17 protein-coding genes and 1 pseudogene are annotated in these 17,039 nt (G+C 52.1%); all 18 read left to right on the top strand.

Going from position 1 to position 17,039, the window contains the following annotated elements; translation table 11 throughout:
- Nucleotides 1–37: 37 nt before the first annotated feature.
- The 18 genes and pseudogenes from addA (at nucleotide 38) to recO (ending at nucleotide 17,024) form a co-directional block, all read left to right on the top strand.
- A complete protein-coding gene (gene addA / locus TY10_RS09470) occupies nucleotides 38–3,877 on the top strand; it encodes a helicase-exonuclease AddAB subunit AddA (RefSeq protein WP_052350451.1) in 3,840 nt (1,279 codons plus the stop codon).
- Nucleotides 3,878–3,903: 26 nt separating this feature from the next.
- Nucleotides 3,904–4,497 carry a hypothetical protein gene (locus tag TY10_RS09465; RefSeq protein ID WP_042162773.1) on the top strand — a complete coding sequence of 198 codons (594 nt, stop codon included), beginning with the start codon at nucleotides 3,904–3,906 and terminating at the stop codon, nucleotides 4,495–4,497.
- A gap of 168 nt (nucleotides 4,498–4,665) precedes the next feature.
- Nucleotides 4,666–5,007: a histidine triad nucleotide-binding protein gene (locus tag TY10_RS09460; RefSeq protein ID WP_042162772.1), complete on the top strand. Its 342-nt coding sequence runs from the start codon at nucleotides 4,666–4,668 to the stop codon at nucleotides 5,005–5,007.
- A gap of 98 nt (nucleotides 5,008–5,105) precedes the next feature.
- The gene (gene rpsU / locus TY10_RS09455; protein ID WP_005547957.1) at nucleotides 5,106–5,279 is read left to right on the top strand and encodes a 30S ribosomal protein S21; all 174 of its coding nucleotides are present in this window, start codon (nucleotides 5,106–5,108) and stop codon (nucleotides 5,277–5,279) included.
- A gap of 15 nt (nucleotides 5,280–5,294) precedes the next feature.
- Nucleotides 5,295–5,738, top strand: coding sequence for a GatB/YqeY domain-containing protein (locus tag TY10_RS09450; protein ID WP_042162771.1), 444 nt, complete (start codon nucleotides 5,295–5,297; stop codon nucleotides 5,736–5,738).
- A 135-nt stretch (nucleotides 5,739–5,873) separates the two neighbouring features.
- Entirely contained in the window at nucleotides 5,874–7,244 is a 1,371-nt protein-coding gene (locus TY10_RS09445; protein WP_052350452.1) for an NfeD family protein, read from the top strand.
- A gap of 42 nt (nucleotides 7,245–7,286) precedes the next feature.
- Nucleotides 7,287–8,285, top strand: coding sequence for a flotillin-like protein FloA (gene floA / locus TY10_RS09440; protein WP_042162769.1), 999 nt, complete (start codon nucleotides 7,287–7,289; stop codon nucleotides 8,283–8,285).
- A 69-nt stretch (nucleotides 8,286–8,354) separates the two neighbouring features.
- The gene (locus TY10_RS09435) at nucleotides 8,355–8,831 is read left to right on the top strand and encodes a hypothetical protein (RefSeq protein WP_042162768.1); all 477 of its coding nucleotides are present in this window, start codon (nucleotides 8,355–8,357) and stop codon (nucleotides 8,829–8,831) included.
- A gap of 128 nt (nucleotides 8,832–8,959) precedes the next feature.
- Nucleotides 8,960–9,238, top strand: coding sequence for a sporulation protein YqfC (yqfC, locus tag TY10_RS09430; protein ID WP_042162767.1), 279 nt, complete (start codon nucleotides 8,960–8,962; stop codon nucleotides 9,236–9,238).
- 11 nt (nucleotides 9,239–9,249) lie between these two features.
- Entirely contained in the window at nucleotides 9,250–10,443 is a 1,194-nt protein-coding gene (yqfD, locus tag TY10_RS09425) for a sporulation protein YqfD (protein ID WP_042162766.1), read from the top strand.
- A 6-nt stretch (nucleotides 10,444–10,449) separates the two neighbouring features.
- Nucleotides 10,450–11,421: a PhoH family protein gene (locus tag TY10_RS09420; RefSeq protein WP_042162765.1), complete on the top strand. Its 972-nt coding sequence runs from the start codon at nucleotides 10,450–10,452 to the stop codon at nucleotides 11,419–11,421.
- A gap of 17 nt (nucleotides 11,422–11,438) precedes the next feature.
- A complete protein-coding gene (locus TY10_RS09415; protein ID WP_042162764.1) occupies nucleotides 11,439–13,697 on the top strand; it encodes an HD family phosphohydrolase in 2,259 nt (752 codons plus the stop codon).
- Nucleotides 13,694–14,191, top strand: coding sequence for an rRNA maturation RNase YbeY (gene ybeY / locus TY10_RS09410; RefSeq protein ID WP_042162763.1), 498 nt, complete (start codon nucleotides 13,694–13,696; stop codon nucleotides 14,189–14,191). The genes TY10_RS09415 and ybeY overlap by 4 nt, the downstream gene beginning before the upstream one ends.
- Nucleotides 14,191–14,556: a diacylglycerol kinase family protein gene (locus tag TY10_RS09405; RefSeq protein WP_042162762.1), complete on the top strand. Its 366-nt coding sequence runs from the start codon at nucleotides 14,191–14,193 to the stop codon at nucleotides 14,554–14,556. Before ybeY ends, TY10_RS09405 begins: the two co-directional genes overlap by 1 nt.
- Before the next feature lie 19 nt (nucleotides 14,557–14,575).
- A complete protein-coding gene (gene cdd, locus TY10_RS09400) occupies nucleotides 14,576–15,016 on the top strand; it encodes a cytidine deaminase (protein ID WP_042162761.1) in 441 nt (146 codons plus the stop codon).
- A gap of 25 nt (nucleotides 15,017–15,041) precedes the next feature.
- On the top strand, nucleotides 15,042–15,974 hold the full coding sequence (era, locus tag TY10_RS09395) for a GTPase Era (protein WP_042162777.1): 933 nt from the start codon (nucleotides 15,042–15,044) through the stop codon (nucleotides 15,972–15,974).
- Nucleotides 15,975–16,071: 97 nt separating this feature from the next.
- A complete protein-coding gene (locus TY10_RS29715; RefSeq protein ID WP_081735178.1) occupies nucleotides 16,072–16,233 on the top strand; it encodes a YqzL family protein in 162 nt (53 codons plus the stop codon).
- 45 nt (nucleotides 16,234–16,278) lie between these two features.
- A pseudogene (gene recO / locus TY10_RS09390) lies at nucleotides 16,279–17,024 on the top strand (DNA repair protein RecO).
- The last annotated feature ends 15 nt before the right edge of the window (nucleotides 17,025–17,039 follow it).

Below are 17,039 nucleotides of genomic sequence, written 5' to 3'. Positions count from 1 at the left end.
GAAGTCTGGCGGCAACTGGAAGGGAAGGAGGACGAGCATGGAGAGACCGATTGATATTCCGGCAAAACCGGAGAATAGCACATGGACGGATGACCAATGGCAAGCGATCGTAACAGAGGGCTCGGACGTCCTTGTCGCAGCTGCCGCCGGCTCCGGGAAGACGGCAGTACTCGTCGAGCGGATCATCCGGAAGATCTCCTCCTCGTCCGACGTGGACCGGCTGCTCGTTGCTACCTTCACGAAAGCCGCTGCTGCGGAAATGAAAGACCGGATTCGTCTGGCGCTGGAGAAGGAACTGGAGCGGCAGCCGCAATCTGAGCATTTGCGCCGTCAACTTGCGCTTATGAACCGTGCGTCAATAACGACGCTCCATTCCTTCTGTCTAGACGTGATTAGACGGTACTATCCGCTGATTGGTCTTGATCCTGGCTTCCGTATCGCGAATGAAACGGAAAGTGAGCTGATGCGGATCGATGTTCTTGATCAGCTGTTTGAGGATAAGTATGAAGGCGCCGGCGATGGGGGCGCGTTTCTGCGTCTCGCCGATCGATTCGGCGGCGAGCGTGGCGATGAGCCGTTATACCGGCTTGTCCAGCAGCTGTATGATTTTGCCCAAAGCCACCCTTGGCCTGCACATTGGCTGCGGCTGATGGCGGCCAGCTTTGATGTGAGCGGAATTGATGCGCTAAGGGGAAGCGAGTGGATTGCCAGCTTGCGGCTTGATGTCGAGCTAACACTGGCAGGTGCCGAATCGCTGCTCCTGCAGGCACTGGACCTTACGAAGGCGCCTGCCGGTCCCGCACCTTATGCAGCGGCATTCGAGGATGATCTGCAGCTCGTGTCGGGTTTGCTGGAGACGGTCCGATCGTCTGATTGGGAGCAGTGGTTTGAACCGTTTCAGGCGGTTGCCTTCGGGAAGCTGAAGGCGATGCGCGGCGATGAATACGATAAATCGCTGCAGGAGCAGGCCAAGGAGCTCCGTGAGCAGGCTAAGAAGCTAGTCGGCTCATTGGCGGACGAGCTGTTTGGCCGTTCGGCAGAGCAATTTGCGGTAGAGCTGCAGGAACTGGCGCCGTTAATGAGCGCGCTGGCGGAACTCGTCATTGACTTTGGCGTCCGCTACGAGTCGGCAAAGCGTGAGAAGGGCCTGCTTGATTTTGGCGATCTGGAGCATTACTGCCTGCGCATTTTACGTGATCCGGCATCAACGCCGGAACAAGCTGTGCCTTCCGCCGCAGCGCTTGAATATCAGCGGCAATTCGATGAAATATTGCTGGATGAATATCAGGATACGAATATGGTTCAGGAAGCGATCGTCTCTTTAATCGCTAATCCCGAAACAGGCAACCGTTTCATGGTTGGCGATGTTAAACAAAGCATCTACCGGTTCCGGCTGGCTGAGCCGGGACTGTTCATGCACAAGTACCGGACTTACGGCAGCGACGGCAGTCACGGCCTGCGTATCGATCTGGCCCGCAATTTCCGCAGCCGGCAAGAGGTTGTCGACGGCGTCAATGACGTATTCCGGGCCATTATGCGCGAGTCGGTGGCGGAAATGGATTATGATGAGCGGGCGGAACTGGTGTGCGGTGCTTCATATCCCGAGCCCGTCAGGAAAGACAGCTTCGAGGTAGAGCTTGCTGTTATCGACAAATCCTCCTCTTTGCCGGATACCGAATATGAAGAGCCGGCGGCAGATGAGGAGGGGGATTCCGAAGGCGAAGGCGAAAGCCGGCAGGATTCGGCGGCCGATCTGCAGACAGCGCAGCTCGAGGCCCGCTGGATTGCACAGCGAATCCGCTCCCTGCTGGGCGAAGGGTTCCGGGTGTATGACGGAAAGAGACGGGAGAGCCGTCCGCTGCAATGGCGTGATATCGTTATTCTTCTTCGCGCCACGCAGCAATGGGCACCGATTATGATCGAAGAGCTGCAGGCGGCGGGTATCCCGGCTTATGCCGAACTCAGCAGCGGTTATTTCGACGCAACGGAAGTCGAGACGATTCTGTCGCTATTGCGGGTCATTGACAACCCTTATCAGGATATCCCCCTTGCAGGCACACTTCGCTCACCGCTGTTCGGCTTAAATGCGGAGGAACTGGCGCTCATACGGATCAACGGTGGACGCGCCTCCTACTACGACGCGGTACAGCAGGCCACAGCGGATATGAGGCTGCCGGAAGAGACGCGGCGCAAGCTGATGCTCTTCCTGGAGCGGCTGGAGCGTTGGCGCGGCGAAGCCCGGCAGGGAGCGTTGGCCGATCTGATCGCCAGCATCTATCAAACGACCGGATATTCCGATTTCGTTGCCGGACTTCCCGGGGGAACCCAGAGGCAAGCCAACTTGCGGGCGCTTTATGACCGGGCGCGGCAATACGAGGCGACCTCTTTCCGCGGCCTGTTCCGTTTCTTGCGCTTTATCGAGCGCATGCGCGACAGCGGCGGCGATCTTGGTACGGCAAGAGCCTTGGGGGAACAAGAGGATGTTGTACGGATCATGTCGATTCATAAAAGCAAAGGGCTGGAGTTCCCGGTCGTATTTGCCGCGGGGCTGGGCAAGGGATTTAATCAGCAGGACTTGCGGGCAGCCTTTCTTAAGCATAAGCAGCTTGGCTTTGGTCCGAAATTCATTGATCCTGATCTGAGGATCAGCTACCCGACCTTGCCTTATCTGGCTATCCGGCGGCGTATGAAGCTGGAAATGCTGGCGGAGGAAATGCGGATTCTATACGTCGCATTGACCCGGCCTAAGGAAAAAATGTTCCTTGTCGGAACTGTGGCTGATGCGGCAACGAAATTGCGCCGCTGGGAAGCGGCGACCGATGCAGCAGGCCGCATGAATGATTTCCGCATAGCAGCAGTGACCACTTATCTGGACTGGCTTGGCCCCCTTGCGTCTGCAAGGTTTGAACGGCTGGAGGATGAAGGCCGTGAAAGCGAAACCGGTGATGTCCATGCGTTTCAATGGCGGGCCGGCGTGTTGGAGGCTTCGATGTTCGGTATCGAAGCGGCGGCAGGTACGGAGCCGGGGGATGCTTGGGGTGACAACCGAGAGTCGACCTTGCAAGGTGTCATTTCTCTTGCGCAGCTTGATGGAATCCAGCCGGATGAGGAGCTTCGGCGCAGGCTGGAGTGGATCTATGATTATGCGGCGACAGCGGGCATTCCGGCTAAAACGTCTGTTACGGAAATGAAACGGCTTCATGCGGAAGCGCTGGAATCAATGGAGGAGAGTGCCTTTACCGCAGGTCTGCTGCCCCAACTGCCGCTGCCAGTGACGGATAACCACGAGAAGACTACTGGGAGCAGCAGCGGAACGTTCCGGCTGCGCCGTCCCCGGTTCATGGAAGAAGAGAAATTGACCGCGGCGGAAAAAGGAACGGTCAGCCATTTGCTGATGCAGCATATTTCGCTCCAAAGCGGAACGGTGGATGAGGCGATGCTGGCTGAGACGATTGCGTACATGAAGGATCGCAAGCTGCTCACCGCACATCAGGCTGAAACCATCGATCTGGAGGCCGTTGCTTCGTTTTTCGCTAGCCATCTCGGTCAGCGGCTGCTTGCCGCCCGCTGGGTGCAGCGCGAAGTTCCGTTCAGCTGTATGCTGCCGGCAAACCGGGTTTATCCGGATGCCGCCGGGGCAGACCAGGAGCCAATTCTCATTCAAGGTGTTATCGACTGCTTGTTTGAAGACGAAGCGGGAATGGTGCTGCTCGATTATAAAACCGATCGGATCTACATGAAGGAATGGGAGCGGGCTGCCGAGCGGCACCGCTTCCAGTTGGAGCTGTATGCCGAGGCAATCGGAGCCGTTCTGAAGCGGCCGGTTGCGGAATGCCATGTTTTCTTTTTCGATGGAGGACAGTCGGTCAAACTTTAAAACGATGAAGGCGGGGAATAAAGACCATGGAAGAACAAGCAGCGGGGAAACGATCCCTCGCGCTGCCAATTACGCTAGTGCTTCTTGTGTTCAGCTTGATTGGCAACGTATTTTTCTACTCGCAGTTTTTGCAAGGAAAGCAGGATACGCGCTACCGCACCGGACAGCATATCATTGAAACGGCGGTACTGACGAAAGTACAGTATGAGACGCTGCTGAATGAAGCAAACCGTTTGCTGGAGCTAAACGAGCTGGGCGTGCTTCCAGGAGCAAGTGCGGGAAAAGGCGACTTGGCGACGATCCGCAGCACAGCGGACTCGGCTTTTATTACCGAAGCTTATTTGCTTAAGGGCGAAAAACCGGACGTGGAGCGCATTAATTCCTATTTTCAGCGGATTCGCCAGTCGCTCGATGAGTTGGAGCATCTCAAGCAGCCGATGACTGAGCAGCAGGTTGCCGATCTGACTAAGATCAAAGAAGCTTTGAGCACGCAGTATGAAATTATTCAAAAGTTTAACTTCGATGCGGCGGAGACTCGTATTTCGACCATCCAAGTAGCAAGCGGCATCGACTGGCTGGAGCTTGCAGATCAGCTTGAAGCGAGCATAGTAAGCCAGTAGTGCCCGTTAAAAAGCAGCCCAACGTTCATTGCTGCATATGATGCAGCATAATTGAACGCTAATGCAGGCCGGCTTAGGAACAGCCGCAGGCAGCCGGCTTGATGCGGCGGGACGAGTCCCGTATAATAATGAAAACAGGACATAATAACGGAGGAGGAAGCGGCAATTATGGATTGCATTTTTTGCAAAATTATTGAAGGATCGATCCCGTCGACCAAAGTGTATGAGACTGAAACCGTATTGGCGTTTAAAGATATCCAGCCTGCGGCCCCCGTACATACATTAATCATTCCGAAAAAGCATATTCCGACGATGAATGACGTAACGGCGGAAGACGGAGCAGTCATCGCGGAGCTGTTCGCGGCGGCAAAAGAGATCGCCAAGCAGGAAGGCATTGACGAGGCTGGGTACCGGCTGATCAACAATGTGAACAGCGATGGCGGGCAGGTAGTTTATCACCTGCACATCCACCTTTTAGGCGGCGAAAAACTTGGTGCACTGCTGCCTTAATAACGTAAGTTGACCTGCCTTTTGTTTTGACATATAATGAAATTTGATAAACCGTGTTTAATGCTCTGGACGGTCTGTTTCGGAGGGAGGGAAAACTGGTGTCTGAAACTAAAGTTCGCAAAAACGAAACTATTGATGCTGCGCTTCGCCGCTTTAAACGTTCCATCGCAAAAGATGGTGTATTGGCTGAGGTGAAAAAACGCAAGCATTATGAAAAGCCAAGTGTGAAGCGCAAGAAAAAGTCCGAGGCTGCGCGTAAGAGAAAGTTTTAGGAGGATCTATTTATAATGAACCTGAGCGAACGATTGAACGATGATATGAAGAAAGCCATGAAAAATCAGGACAAGTTCAGACTGACCACGATTCGCATGATTCGCGCGTCGATCAAAAACTTGGAGATTGATTTGAAGCGTCCTCTTGAGGATACTGAAGTGGTCGATATTCTGGGTCGTGAGGTCAAACAACGTAAAGATTCCCTCCAAGAATTTAGCAAAGCCGGCCGTGATGATCTGGTTACAGATCTTACAGCAGAAATTGAAATTATTAGTCAATACCTTCCCGTTCAGTTGACCGAAGAAGAGATAAAAGCTATTGTACAGCAGACCATCCAGGAACTCGGTGCTTCTTCTAAAGCCGAGATGGGAAAAGTTATGGGTGCACTTTTGCCAAAAACGAAAGGGCGCGCTGACGGTAAACTAGTAAATCAATATGTACAACAATTTCTGCAATAACATATGAATATGTTCGGACGAAAACACCCCTTTACCGGGGTGTTTTTTTGCTATTTTCGCCGAAAATGAAACGAAATGGCCATATATGCGTATTAGGGTATAATGAAAAGAAAAAGGGAGGAGCCTTATTTGCAGATGATAAGGTGGCGCAAACGAGTAGCCGCATTCATCCCGATGCTGATGCTGGCAGCGTTGATGCTTACTGCGGCAGGAAGTCTGATTGTTGTTCCATCGCAGGCGAAAGCCGAGACCACAGCCGATATCGGCACCGCTGTCTACGTCGTTCCAGTGAAGCAGACTGTAGAATCCGGCTTGAAAGCGTTCTTAGAACGGGCGTACAAGGAAGCGGAGGAAGCAAAGGCCGAACGGGTTATTCTGGTTATTAATACGTTTGGCGGAAAGGTTACAAGTGCGGAGGAAATTGGCGAGCTGATCCGCAAAAGCAGCGTGCCCACTACGGCTTACGTAGAAAGCAAGGCCGTGTCAGCGGGAACTTACATTGCGCTTAATGCAGACAGTATTATTATGGAGCCGCACAGTATGATCGGCTCCGCGTCTGTCGTGAACGGCTCAGGCGATCTGATTCAGAATCCGAAGATCATTTCGCACTGGGTGAGCGCAATGAGCGAAGCAGCGAAGATGAACGGACGCAATCCGGACGTCGCAGCGGCCATGGTTGATCCCGATATTGTGCTGAAGCTGCCGGAAATCGGCCGCGACAAAGCGAAAGGGCAAATTCTTTCGCTTTCAGCAGACGAGGCCGTTAAACTCGGTTATGCGGAGCATCAGGCTGGCTCTGTTCAAGAAGCAATAAAGCTGCTTGGACTGGACAATCGGAGAGTCGTTGATTTTGAGCCTTCGCTTGCCGAGAAAGTATCGAGATTTCTGGTCAATCCTTACGTCATGACCGCGCTGCTCGTATTGGGCATAGCGGGAGTAGCGTTAGAAATGATCATACCGGGCTTTGGGGCTCCGGGAATCGTGGGCATTTTATCATTCGCTTTATACTTCTTCGGTCACTACATTGCCGGGTTCGCCGGTATGGAATCGGTCGTTCTCTGTGTCGTGGGCTTCGCGTTTCTTGTGATTGAGGTCTTTATTCCGAGCTTCGGCATTCTAGGTATTCTTGGCAGCATCGCTCTCGTTGCAGGCGTCGTTACGGCTTCGCCAGATCCGATGAACGCATTCATCTCGCTTGTTGTAGCGTTAGTGCTGGCTGTCATCATTTTGTATTTCGTTATCCGCAAATACAAAACGAAAGGCATTTGGAACAAATTTATTTTGCGCGAGAAGCTGACTACCGAGCAAGGCTATGTGTCGGCGGACAGCAAGACGAATTGGCTTGGGCAAGAGGGCGTTGCAGTAACACCGCTGAGACCGTCAGGTACAGCGCAAATCGGCGACCAGCGGATTGACGTCGTGACCGCGGGCGAGTTTATCGCATCCGGGAAACCGGTTAAAGTGGTCAAGGCGGAAGGAACATGGGTCGTTGTAAAAGAAATATAAGTTAAGCATTCGAGAATATAGAAAAACGGAGGTTCATCGCTTATGGGATTAGATCCAATTGTAATGGTATTAATTATTGCGGTCGCAGCGATCGTCATTTTATCAGTATTTTTCAGCTTTTTCCCGGTTATGCTCTGGGTGTCGGCGATCGCTTCCGGCGTTCGTGTCGGCATTATTACGCTCGTCGCTATGCGTTTGCGGCGCGTCGTTCCAAGCCGTATCGTCAATCCGCTGATTAAAGCAACAAAAGCGGGGCTTGGGCTTAATATTAACCAGCTAGAGAGTCACTTCCTGGCCGGCGGTAACGTCGACCGCGTCGTTAACGCATTAATCGCGGCTCAGCGTGCCAACATCCCGCTCGTATTCGAACGTGCGGCGGCAATCGATCTTGCAGGCCGTGACGTGCTTCAAGCGGTGCAAATGAGCGTTAACCCGCGCGTCATCGAGACGCCAACCGTCGCAGCAGTAGCGAAAGACGGCATTGAAGTAAAAGTTAAAGCGCGTGTTACGGTACGTGCCAACATCGAAAGACTGGTCGGCGGCGCCGGTGAAGAAACGATTATCGCCCGTGTCGGCGAAGGTATTGTAACGACAGTAGGTTCGGCAAATTCGCATAAAGACGTTCTGGAAAATCCGGATCTGATCTCGCGTACGGTGCTTGGCAAAGGTCTTGACGCCGGTACTGCATTTGAAATTCTATCCATCGATATTGCGGACGTGGACGTAGGCAAAAACATCGGCGCCCATCTGCAAACCGAGCAAGCGGAAGCCGATAAGCGGATTGCTCAGGCGAAAGCCGAGGAGCGCCGTGCAATGGCTGTTGCACAAGAACAAGAAATGAAGGCCCGCGTCGTTGAGATGCGCGCGAAGGTCGTAGAATCGGAATCGCAAGTTCCGCTTGCAATGGCTGATGCGCTCAAAAACGGCAAAATCGGCGTTATGGATTATATGAACTTGAAAAATATCGAAGCTGATACGCAAATGCGCAGCTCGATCGGCAAGCCGGACACAGCGTCCAACGACCCGAAAAATGAAAACTAACGAGCTCTGGCATGGTAAAGCTAGGTTCATGCCAGGTTTCCGAGGCTTCATTGTGGAGGTGAAGACAGCTTGAAACTGATTGAGTTTTTACTAAACAACATTTATTTTGTTGTCATTATCGGCGGGGTGCTGTTCTCGATATTCAGGAAAGCCGGAGGATCGGCCCGCAGCGGCAATCCGGCAATGCCTACTTTCGGCGGCGGAAGAGGAGGCGATCCTGCCCGCAAGACGGAGGAATACGAGGAAGAGGAACAACCGCAGTGGATGGATGGACGTTACGCTTCTTCTCCGGAGCCTGAACCGGCACCGGAGCCGCCAAAGCCAGTCATCATCCGTCAGCAGGAACGGGCGGAGGACGCCCATGCTGGCGTTCAACGTCCTCGTTCGCCTTTTCCCTCGCCAACTGCATCGCCGAGCGCGGGGGCGTCTCAGCGGCCTGCTAAGGCTTCCTTGAGCGCGCTGTCTGAAACCGACGAGCTTAAGAAAGCAATTATCTGGTCGGAGATACTTGGTCCTCCGAGATCGAAGCGGCCATTTGGCAAATAAAGAACGAAGCGTCAGTACGCGCAAAATTGCGCCGTGCTGACGCTTTTTTCATATTTGCCGCCCGCCCCGCATATTTTGAAAGGTAACAAGGTTTGCAGACACTGCAGCAAGGGGGCAAAAGACTGACTATGGGCCGTATTAACCGTAGATTGCGCAAGTGGACCGCGGATGTATTGGATTTGCCCCAGGATGTCGTATACGACCTGCCGCGGCTCACGATGATCGGTGACCGCCAGCTGTACATTGAGAATCATCGCGGCGTCATTCATTTCTCAAGCGAGAAGCTGAAGCTTGCGCTCAGCAAGGGGGAGCTTGAGGTGACCGGGACGTCGCTCGTCATACGCACGATTTGGACAGAAGAGGTTTTTATCGAAGGCACGATCAAAAGTATCGAGGTAAGAGAGTAGGAGGGGTTCGAATGGACGGGCAATGGCTGCAGTGGATTCGAGGTATGGTGACGGTTCAAATCCGGGGCGGGGAGCCGGAGCAGCTGGTTAACCGGGCGCTGGAGGGAGGGCTGCAGCTGTCGTCCATCCAGTGGACAAGCACGGACAGGCTGCAATTTGAGCTGTCGGTCAACGACTTCTTTCGTTTGCGCAAGTATTTGAAAAAGACGGGCTGCCGCGTGCATGTGACGAGACGGACAGGTCTGCCATTCTGGCTGGTTAAGATGCAGAAAAGAAAGCTGTTTGCAGCTGGTATTCTTCTCTTTTTCGTCGGCGTTTACTTGCTCTCCTCGCTAGTATGGTCGGTAGAGGTGAAAGGAAATGTAAAGCTGACCGATGAGCAGATATTTGCCGCTGCCAAGCAGGAAGGGCTATTCCCCATGCAATGGACGTTCCGGCTTCAGGATGCCGGTCTATTGTCCAAGCGTCTGGTGAACAAGCTGCCGGGAGCGACATGGATTGGAGTCGAGCGTAAGGGGACTAAAGTTATTATTCAAGTCGTGGAGACGACAGAGCCGGACAAGCAGGAGCTGCAGAATCCAAGACACCTGGTCGCATCCGCCGACGCTGTCGTCACGGAAATATACACCGAGAAAGGCCGTGCGGTCGTTAAGAAAAATATGAAGGTCCGGGAAGGACAGACGTTAATCTCCGGTACAATCGGCGGAGGTGCCTATACACAGACCGTTGTAGCGAAAGGCTCAGTCCGCGGGCTGGTTTGGTATGAATACGACATTACATCGCCGTTGACGCAGCAGACGAAGGTCTATACCGGGGAGAAAAAGACGAAATGGTATGCGATGATCGGCGGAAGAGCGCTTCAGGTCAGCGGATTCGGGGGCAACCCGTTCGAGACGTTCGAGACTGTCGTCTATGAGGAGCAGGCTGCTTGGCGAAGCTGGCATCTTCCTCTCGGAAGATTGAAGAAGACGATAATGGAAGTACGGACGGAGGAGCGGGAGCTTGCGGAAGATGAAGCGAAGAGCGCCGGAATGCTGCAAGCTAAAGCCAATGTCATGCTGAAAGCGGGCGCGGATGCGGTCATCCGGAACGAAATTGTTTTGCATGAAAAGACGGACAATGGTAAAGTTTATATGAAAGTTCATTTTGAGGTCGAGCAATCGATTGTGAAAGAAATGCCCCTAGTCCAGATGCAAGGAGAATGAGGTTGTTTGCAGAGTGAGACGAGAACAGTCAAAATTCCGCTCCTGAACGCAGCGGAGGGACTAGCGGTTTTTGGTCCCCAGGATAAGTTTTTGAAACTAGTGGAGCAACAGATGGAGGCTTCCATTTCATCGCGTGAAGCGGAAATCGTTATTTCCGGCGAAAAGCAAGAGGTGGATTCGCTGGAACAGCTGTTTAACGTGCTGCTGCAGCTTTTCCGCGGCGGCTACAATCCTTCTGAACGCGATATCGTGTATGCGCTTGATCTGGCCCGCACGATGCAGGCTGAAGAGCTGTTAGACCTGTTTAAAGCGGAAATTACGAGCACATTCAGAGGCAAGCCGATACGCGTAAAGACGATTGGACAGCGCCATTATGTGAAAACAATTAAGAAGCAGGATGTCGTATTCGGCATTGGTCCTGCCGGAACAGGGAAAACCTATCTGGCCGTCGTACTGGCGGTTGCTGCTTTGAAGGAAGGCTCCGTCAAGCGTATTATTCTGACGCGCCCTGCTGTCGAAGCGGGAGAAAATCTCGGTTTTCTGCCGGGAGATTTGCAAGAGAAAGTAGATCCTTATTTACGGCCTTTATACGATGCATTGCATGATGTGCTCGGCCCGGACCAAACGGCCAAAGCATTTGAACGCGGAACCATTGAGATCGCACCGCTCGCCTATATGCGTGGACGGACACTAGACGACGCTTTCATCATTCTGGATGAGGCACAAAATACGACGCCCGAGCAGATGAAGATGTTTCTTACGCGCCTTGGTTTCGGCTCCAAAATGGTCATTACAGGCGACGTGACGCAAATTGATTTGCCGCGGGGCAAAAACTCTGGCTTAATCGAAGCGCAGCGCATTTTGCGAGATATTGAGGAAATCGGCTTTATCTTCTTCACTGAGCAGGATGTCGTCCGCCATTCTCTGGTCCAGAAAATCATAGTCGCATACAACTGGGACGCTGAAAACAAAGCATAGAGAGGAATGTCCGCTCCATGAACCAGAACCAGAATCAGAATCAGGTCGGTAAACAGGGGAACTTGCAGTCGATAAGAACTGCGGGGTGGAAACAGAGCGCGGCGGTACGCCTCGTGCTCTTGTTTCTGTTTGTATTGCTGTTTTATTTCAGTTTGGCGCCGCATGTTGTGCCGGAGACTTATAATATTCAAGAGGGAGCGGCCAGTGAGAAAGATATTCTCGCTCCGTTCCAAATCTCGGACAGCAAAGCGACGCTGCAAGCGCAAGAGGAAGCGGCGAATCGTGTCGACTCGATCTACTCCAACGTCGCTTTGCGCAGCGACCAGCTGCTGGACCAAATTTTGCTGCGGATTGAGCAGTTGAATTTGGACGACCAGGTAAGCGAGCAAAACAAAATCGACATCTACCGCAACGAAATTCCAGGGCGCTACGGCGATTTCGTCGAAAGCTTTGTTAAGAAGAACGCTGGTGGCGGCACCTATAACGATACACTTCTGACCGAAATGGCGGAAGTCATCAAGGAGCAGGAGTACACGATCCCTGAAGAAACCTTTTACAAAATGCCGAGGCTCACATCTGAAGAGATAGCAGAGATGCGAAGCGTTGGACAAGATATCGTCCGCAAGCTGATGGGCGAGCAGCTCCGCGATGCGGAGACAGCTAGAACGCGGGTAGCGGAACTTGTGAATGGCAGCAAGCTGTCGGGCCGGACGAGCCGTGAAATTGTTCAAGAGCTGGCACGCTTTGCGATTATGCCTAATCGTTTCATCGACAAGGAAGCGACGGAAGAAGCCAAAATTCAAGCGAAGAAAAATACGCCTGCCGTTATGATCCAGGAAGGCGACCTCATTGTGAAGCGCGGGCAAGTCATCACGCCTGAAGTATATGAGCTGCTTAAGGATTCCTCGCTGCTGCATGACAAGCGCAATTACTGGCCGCAGCTTGGATTGCTGCTGATGTGTCTGATGCTTATTCTTGGCATCTATGCCTATCTGCATCAATCGGGCGGCAAGGACGGCTTGAAGCCGAAATACAACAACTCGCAGCTGTTTATGCTGTGGCTCATTTATTTAATCAATATTTTAACGATGCAGGTTATTTCACTGACTCAGACACATGCGGCGCCTTATGCCGGATATTTGGCCCCTGCAGCGCTGGGAACCATGCTTATTGCATTGCTGCTTGATATGCACCTTGCGTTAATCAGTTCCATTATTTTCTCGCTAATCGGCAGCGTTGTTCTGAACACGCAGCAAAATCAGATTTTTGATTTTAATTTCGGCTTTGTCTTTATTGTCGTGTCGATTGCAGCGATTTTCTCCATTCACCGGGCGAGCCAGCGGTCAACGATATTAAAGGCCGGCATTATGGTTAGCTTGTTCGGATCGGCCTCGGTGCTGGCTCTTATGTTCCTGAGTGAACAGCTGGATCAAGGCCCGCTTGTCTATTCACTGGCATTCGCCTTTGCCAGCGGACTGCTGACGGCAATTCTCGTAATTGGCCTTATGCCGTTTTTCGAGATTACGTTCGGCATTTTATCGGCTTTGAAGCTGGTAGAGTTGTCAAATCCGAATCACCCGCTGCTGCGCAAGCTGCTGACGGAAACGCCGGGAACATACCACCACAGCGTAATGGTGGGCAATTTGTCGGAGGCGGCAGCAGAATCGATAGGGGCAGACGGATTGTTATGCCGTGTTGGCTCGTTCTATCATGATATTGGCAAGACGAAACGGCCAAACTATTTTATCGAGAATCAGACGAATATTGAGAACCCGCATGATACGATTGATCCAAAGCTGAGCAAATCGATTATCGTCGCCCATGCCCGTGACGGCGTGGATATGCTCAAGGCGCATAATATACCGAAGCCGATTCGGGATATCGCCGAGCAGCATCATGGGACGACATCGCTGAAGTTTTTCTACTTCAAAGCGATGAAGCAAGCTGAGGAGCAGGGAATTGAAGTCAATTTCACCGAGGAAGATTTCCGTTATCCCGGGCCGAAAGCACAGTCGAAGGAAGCCGCGGTTGTCGGCTTGGCAGATTGTGTAGAGGCCGCTGTTAGGAGCTTGCGGAACCCAACGGTCGAGCAGGTGGAAGCGATGATTCAAAAAATTATTAAAAGCCGCGTCGACGACAATCAATATAATGAATGCGACTTGACGATGAAGGAACTGGACAAGATTGCGCATTCGTTGAAAGAAAGCGTAATCGGCATTTTCCACTCGCGTATTGAATATCCGGAAGATGTGAAACCAAAGGAGCGTATGGCATGAGCTTGCAACTCGACTGGAGCAATGAGCAAACCCAATTTGAAATTCCCGAGCAATGGATTGAACGCCTGCAAGAGCTGTTAAAGCTTGCGGGAGAGGCGGAGGGGATGGAGGAAGGCGAAGTTACGCTAACCTTCACCGATAATGAGCAAATCCATCAATTGAACCGCGATTACCGCGGTATTGACCGGCCGACGGATGTACTGTCGTTCGCTATGCAGGATGACGGAACGGACGAGCTGGACATTATTTTTGAAGTAGAGAGCGAGGACGAGCCTGATCCGATATCCGGTATGTTAGGCGACATCGTCATCTCGGTTGAGAAAGCGAAGGAGCAAAGCGAGGATTACGGCCATTCGCTGGAGCGTGAAATCGGATTTTTGTTCGTACACGGTTTTCTTCATCTGATCGGCTACGATCATCAGGATGACGAGAGTGAAGCGGAAATGACGGCGAAGCAGGAAGCTGTGCTTCAAAAAGCCGGCTTATCGCGATAATGTTAGCTAAGTTCATCCGCAGCTTAGGCTATGCATGGTCAGGCATACGGTTCGGCATACGGACGCAGCGGCATGTGAGATTTCACTTGCTAGCTGCGTCTGTCGTGTCCATTCTAGCGTCCTTTCTTTCCTTGACGCGGGTGGAATGGGCCGTACTGCTTCTTACCTTTGCATTGGTCATTGCGGCTGAACTGGTGAACACTGCGATTGAGCAGGCAGTTGATCTTGCCAGCCCCGGTCAGCATCCCGTCGCCAAGGCGGCGAAGGATGCGGCTGCCGGTGCTGTGCTGGTAACGGCCGTTGCTGCTGTTATAATAGGGCTGCTCATTATTGGGCCGCCCTTATGGCATATATTGATAAAGTAAATGAGAGGAGAGCCGGTGAATGACATTAGCATACGAAGGACTATCCGAGGACTATAAAACGCTGCTGGCTGATGCAAAGGAAGCGATGGCGAGAGCCTACACGCCTTACTCGAACTTTCAAGTCGGCGCAGCTTTGCTCGATAATGAAGGTCGCATTCATTATGGCTGCAATATCGAGAATGCTGCGTATGGGCCAACCAATTGCGCCGAAAGAACCGCGCTGTTCAGCGCAATAGCAACCGGGCTTCGCCCCGGACAGTTCAAAGCTATCGCAGTCATCGGACGTACGGACGGGCCCATTGCGCCATGCGGCGTTTGCCGACAAGTGCTTGTTGAGCTTTGTCCGCCGGACATGCCTGTCGTTATGGGTAATCTGCAGGGCGATTGGGCAATCACGACTGTAGCAGAGCTGCTTCCTGGCGCGTTTACACCGGCTTCTCTTGATTCAACAGGGTTATGAAACGAAAGGGGTATTTGAATTCGCAATGAATCAACCAACATCCAAAGGCCGTGACGGCGGCGACAAAAAGAAGTTTAAATCCGGCTTCGTAGCCATTATTGGCAGACCAAACGTCGGCAAATCAACGTTAATGAATCATCTGATCGGGCAAAAGATCGCGATTATGTCCGATAAACCGCAAACGACGCGCAATAAAATTCATGGCGTATATACGACGAACGATTCGCAAATCGTCTTCCTGGATACGCCAGGCATTCATAAGCCGACCTCTAAGCTGGGCGACTATATGATGAAAACAGCGGAGAGTGCCCTGAAAGAAGTAGAGGCTGCGCTCTTTCTCGTGGACGTAGCGGAAGGAATCGGCGGCGGTGACCGCTTTATTATTGAGCAGTTGAAAAAGGCCAATACGCCTGTTTTTCTCGTTATGAACAAAATCGACAAGGTCGAGCCGGAGCAGCTGCTGCCGATCATTACGCAATATAAAGATCTGTATCCGTTCGCTGAGATTATTCCGATCTCCGCACTGAAGGGCAATAATGTTGACACGCTGCTAGAGCAGCTGACGAAGTATTTGCCGGAAGGGCCGCAATATTATCCAGCCGATCAGGTGACGGACCATCCCGAGCAATTCGTCGTAGCAGAGCTTGTGCGGGAGAAAATATTGCATATGACGAGGGAAGAAGTACCGCATTCCATTGCTGTCGGCATTGAGGACATGCGGGTGCAGGAGAACGGTGTTGTCTATATCGGCGCGGTTATTTTCGTCGAGCGTGATTCGCAAAAAGGAATTATTATCGGCAAAAAAGGCGCTCTGTTGAAGGAAGTCGGCAAGCAGGCCCGCAAAGATATCGAAGCGCTTCTCGGTTCGCGTACGTTCTTGGAGCTGTGGGTCAAAGTCAAGAAAGACTGGCGGAACCAGGAGCGGGTATTGAAGGATTTCGGTTTCCGAAATGATTGATCTTTTGACGTAAATTGTAAAGCATAGCATTCGGCCATTTATCGCATCCTATTATCGTCTGGAGCTTCATTTCCGAGGCGGAAAGGGATGAATACGAATGCGAAATTTTTCGTGGAAGTATTTTACGTTGACCGGTGATGTGGAGTCTTATATGCTCTACAAGGAAATGGATCAGTTTGGCGATAACGGTCATCCGAATGATGTGCCTGACGATGCTGAAGAGCTGGCTGTAGAGCTGGAACAGCAGTCTGCACCATAAGGGTGACACAGCCGGCTGTGGCGGTTCAAGCATGGGGGAGAGCAAATGCTTTATCGCGTGGAAGGCATCGTAATCCGCAGCATGGATTACGGAGAAGGCAATAAAATCGTTACGCTGCTGACGAAAACAAACGGTAAAGCGGGTGTCCTCATACGCGGCGCGAAAAAAGTGAAGAGCAGGCATGCTTCACTCGCGCAGCCGTTTACATATGGGGAATTTGTTTTTTTCGAAAGAGCGGTTTAGGCACGTTGAATCATGGCGAGATTATCGAATCCCATCATCGATTGCGTGAACAGCTGGATTTGGCGGCATACGCTTCGTATGCCGCTGAATTGACCGATAAGGCACTGCAGGAGGATGAATCCGGCTCTTTTTTGTTTGAGCAATTCCATGCAAGCTTAACCGGTTTGGAGGAAGGCAAAGACGCGCAGATTATATCCCATCTGTATGAAATGCGAATCTTGGAAGCGGCCGGGTACGCACCTGAGCTGGATTTCTGCGTTAATTGCGGCAATGAGCAAGGACCTATGCGCCTGAGCCCATATGCGGGCGGGGCGTTATGTCCGCGCTGTACCGGGCAGGATCCTCATGCGATTAAGGTCGGGGAAGGTGCTTTTAAGCTGCTGAGGCTGTTTCGGCGAATGGACTTGCGCCGCTTAGGCGCTATTCAGGTAAAGCCAGAGACAAAGCAGGAGCTAAAGAAGGCAATGCGAGCCTTGATGGACGCTCACTTGGGCATTCCGTTAAAGTCCAGGTCGTTCCTGGATCAGCTTGACAAATATAACATATGAAAAAACGAACGTGCT

This window comes from Paenibacillus gorillae, from assembly GCF_000513275.1.
Lineage (GTDB): Bacteria > Bacillota > Bacilli > Paenibacillales > Paenibacillaceae > Pristimantibacillus > Pristimantibacillus gorillae.
This window is presented reverse-complemented; position numbering and strand designations above follow the sequence as displayed.

What these genes read in the sequence shown, in the direction of transcription:
- addA (WP_052350451.1), top strand. Translation starts at nt 38, where the DNA reads ATGGAGAGACCGATTGATATTCCGGCAAAACCGGAGAATAGCACATGG.
- TY10_RS09465 (WP_042162773.1), top strand. Translation starts at nt 3,904, where the DNA reads ATGGAAGAACAAGCAGCGGGGAAACGATCCCTCGCGCTGCCAATTACG.
- TY10_RS09460 (WP_042162772.1), top strand. Translation starts at nt 4,666, where the DNA reads ATGGATTGCATTTTTTGCAAAATTATTGAAGGATCGATCCCGTCGACC.
- TY10_RS09450 (WP_042162771.1), top strand. Translation starts at nt 5,295, where the DNA reads ATGAACCTGAGCGAACGATTGAACGATGATATGAAGAAAGCCATGAAA.
- TY10_RS09445 (WP_052350452.1), top strand. Translation starts at nt 5,874, where the DNA reads ATGATAAGGTGGCGCAAACGAGTAGCCGCATTCATCCCGATGCTGATG.
- floA (WP_042162769.1), top strand. Translation starts at nt 7,287, where the DNA reads ATGGGATTAGATCCAATTGTAATGGTATTAATTATTGCGGTCGCAGCG.
- yqfC (WP_042162767.1), top strand. Translation starts at nt 8,960, where the DNA reads ATGGGCCGTATTAACCGTAGATTGCGCAAGTGGACCGCGGATGTATTG.
- yqfD (WP_042162766.1), top strand. Translation starts at nt 9,250, where the DNA reads ATGGACGGGCAATGGCTGCAGTGGATTCGAGGTATGGTGACGGTTCAA.
- TY10_RS09415 (WP_042162764.1), top strand. Translation starts at nt 11,439, where the DNA reads ATGAACCAGAACCAGAATCAGAATCAGGTCGGTAAACAGGGGAACTTG.
- ybeY (WP_042162763.1), top strand. Translation starts at nt 13,694, where the DNA reads ATGAGCTTGCAACTCGACTGGAGCAATGAGCAAACCCAATTTGAAATT.
- TY10_RS09405 (WP_042162762.1), top strand. Translation starts at nt 14,191, where the DNA reads ATGTTAGCTAAGTTCATCCGCAGCTTAGGCTATGCATGGTCAGGCATA.
- cdd (WP_042162761.1), top strand. Translation starts at nt 14,576, where the DNA reads ATGACATTAGCATACGAAGGACTATCCGAGGACTATAAAACGCTGCTG.
- era (WP_042162777.1), top strand. Translation starts at nt 15,042, where the DNA reads ATGAATCAACCAACATCCAAAGGCCGTGACGGCGGCGACAAAAAGAAG.
- TY10_RS29715 (WP_081735178.1), top strand. Translation starts at nt 16,072, where the DNA reads ATGCGAAATTTTTCGTGGAAGTATTTTACGTTGACCGGTGATGTGGAG.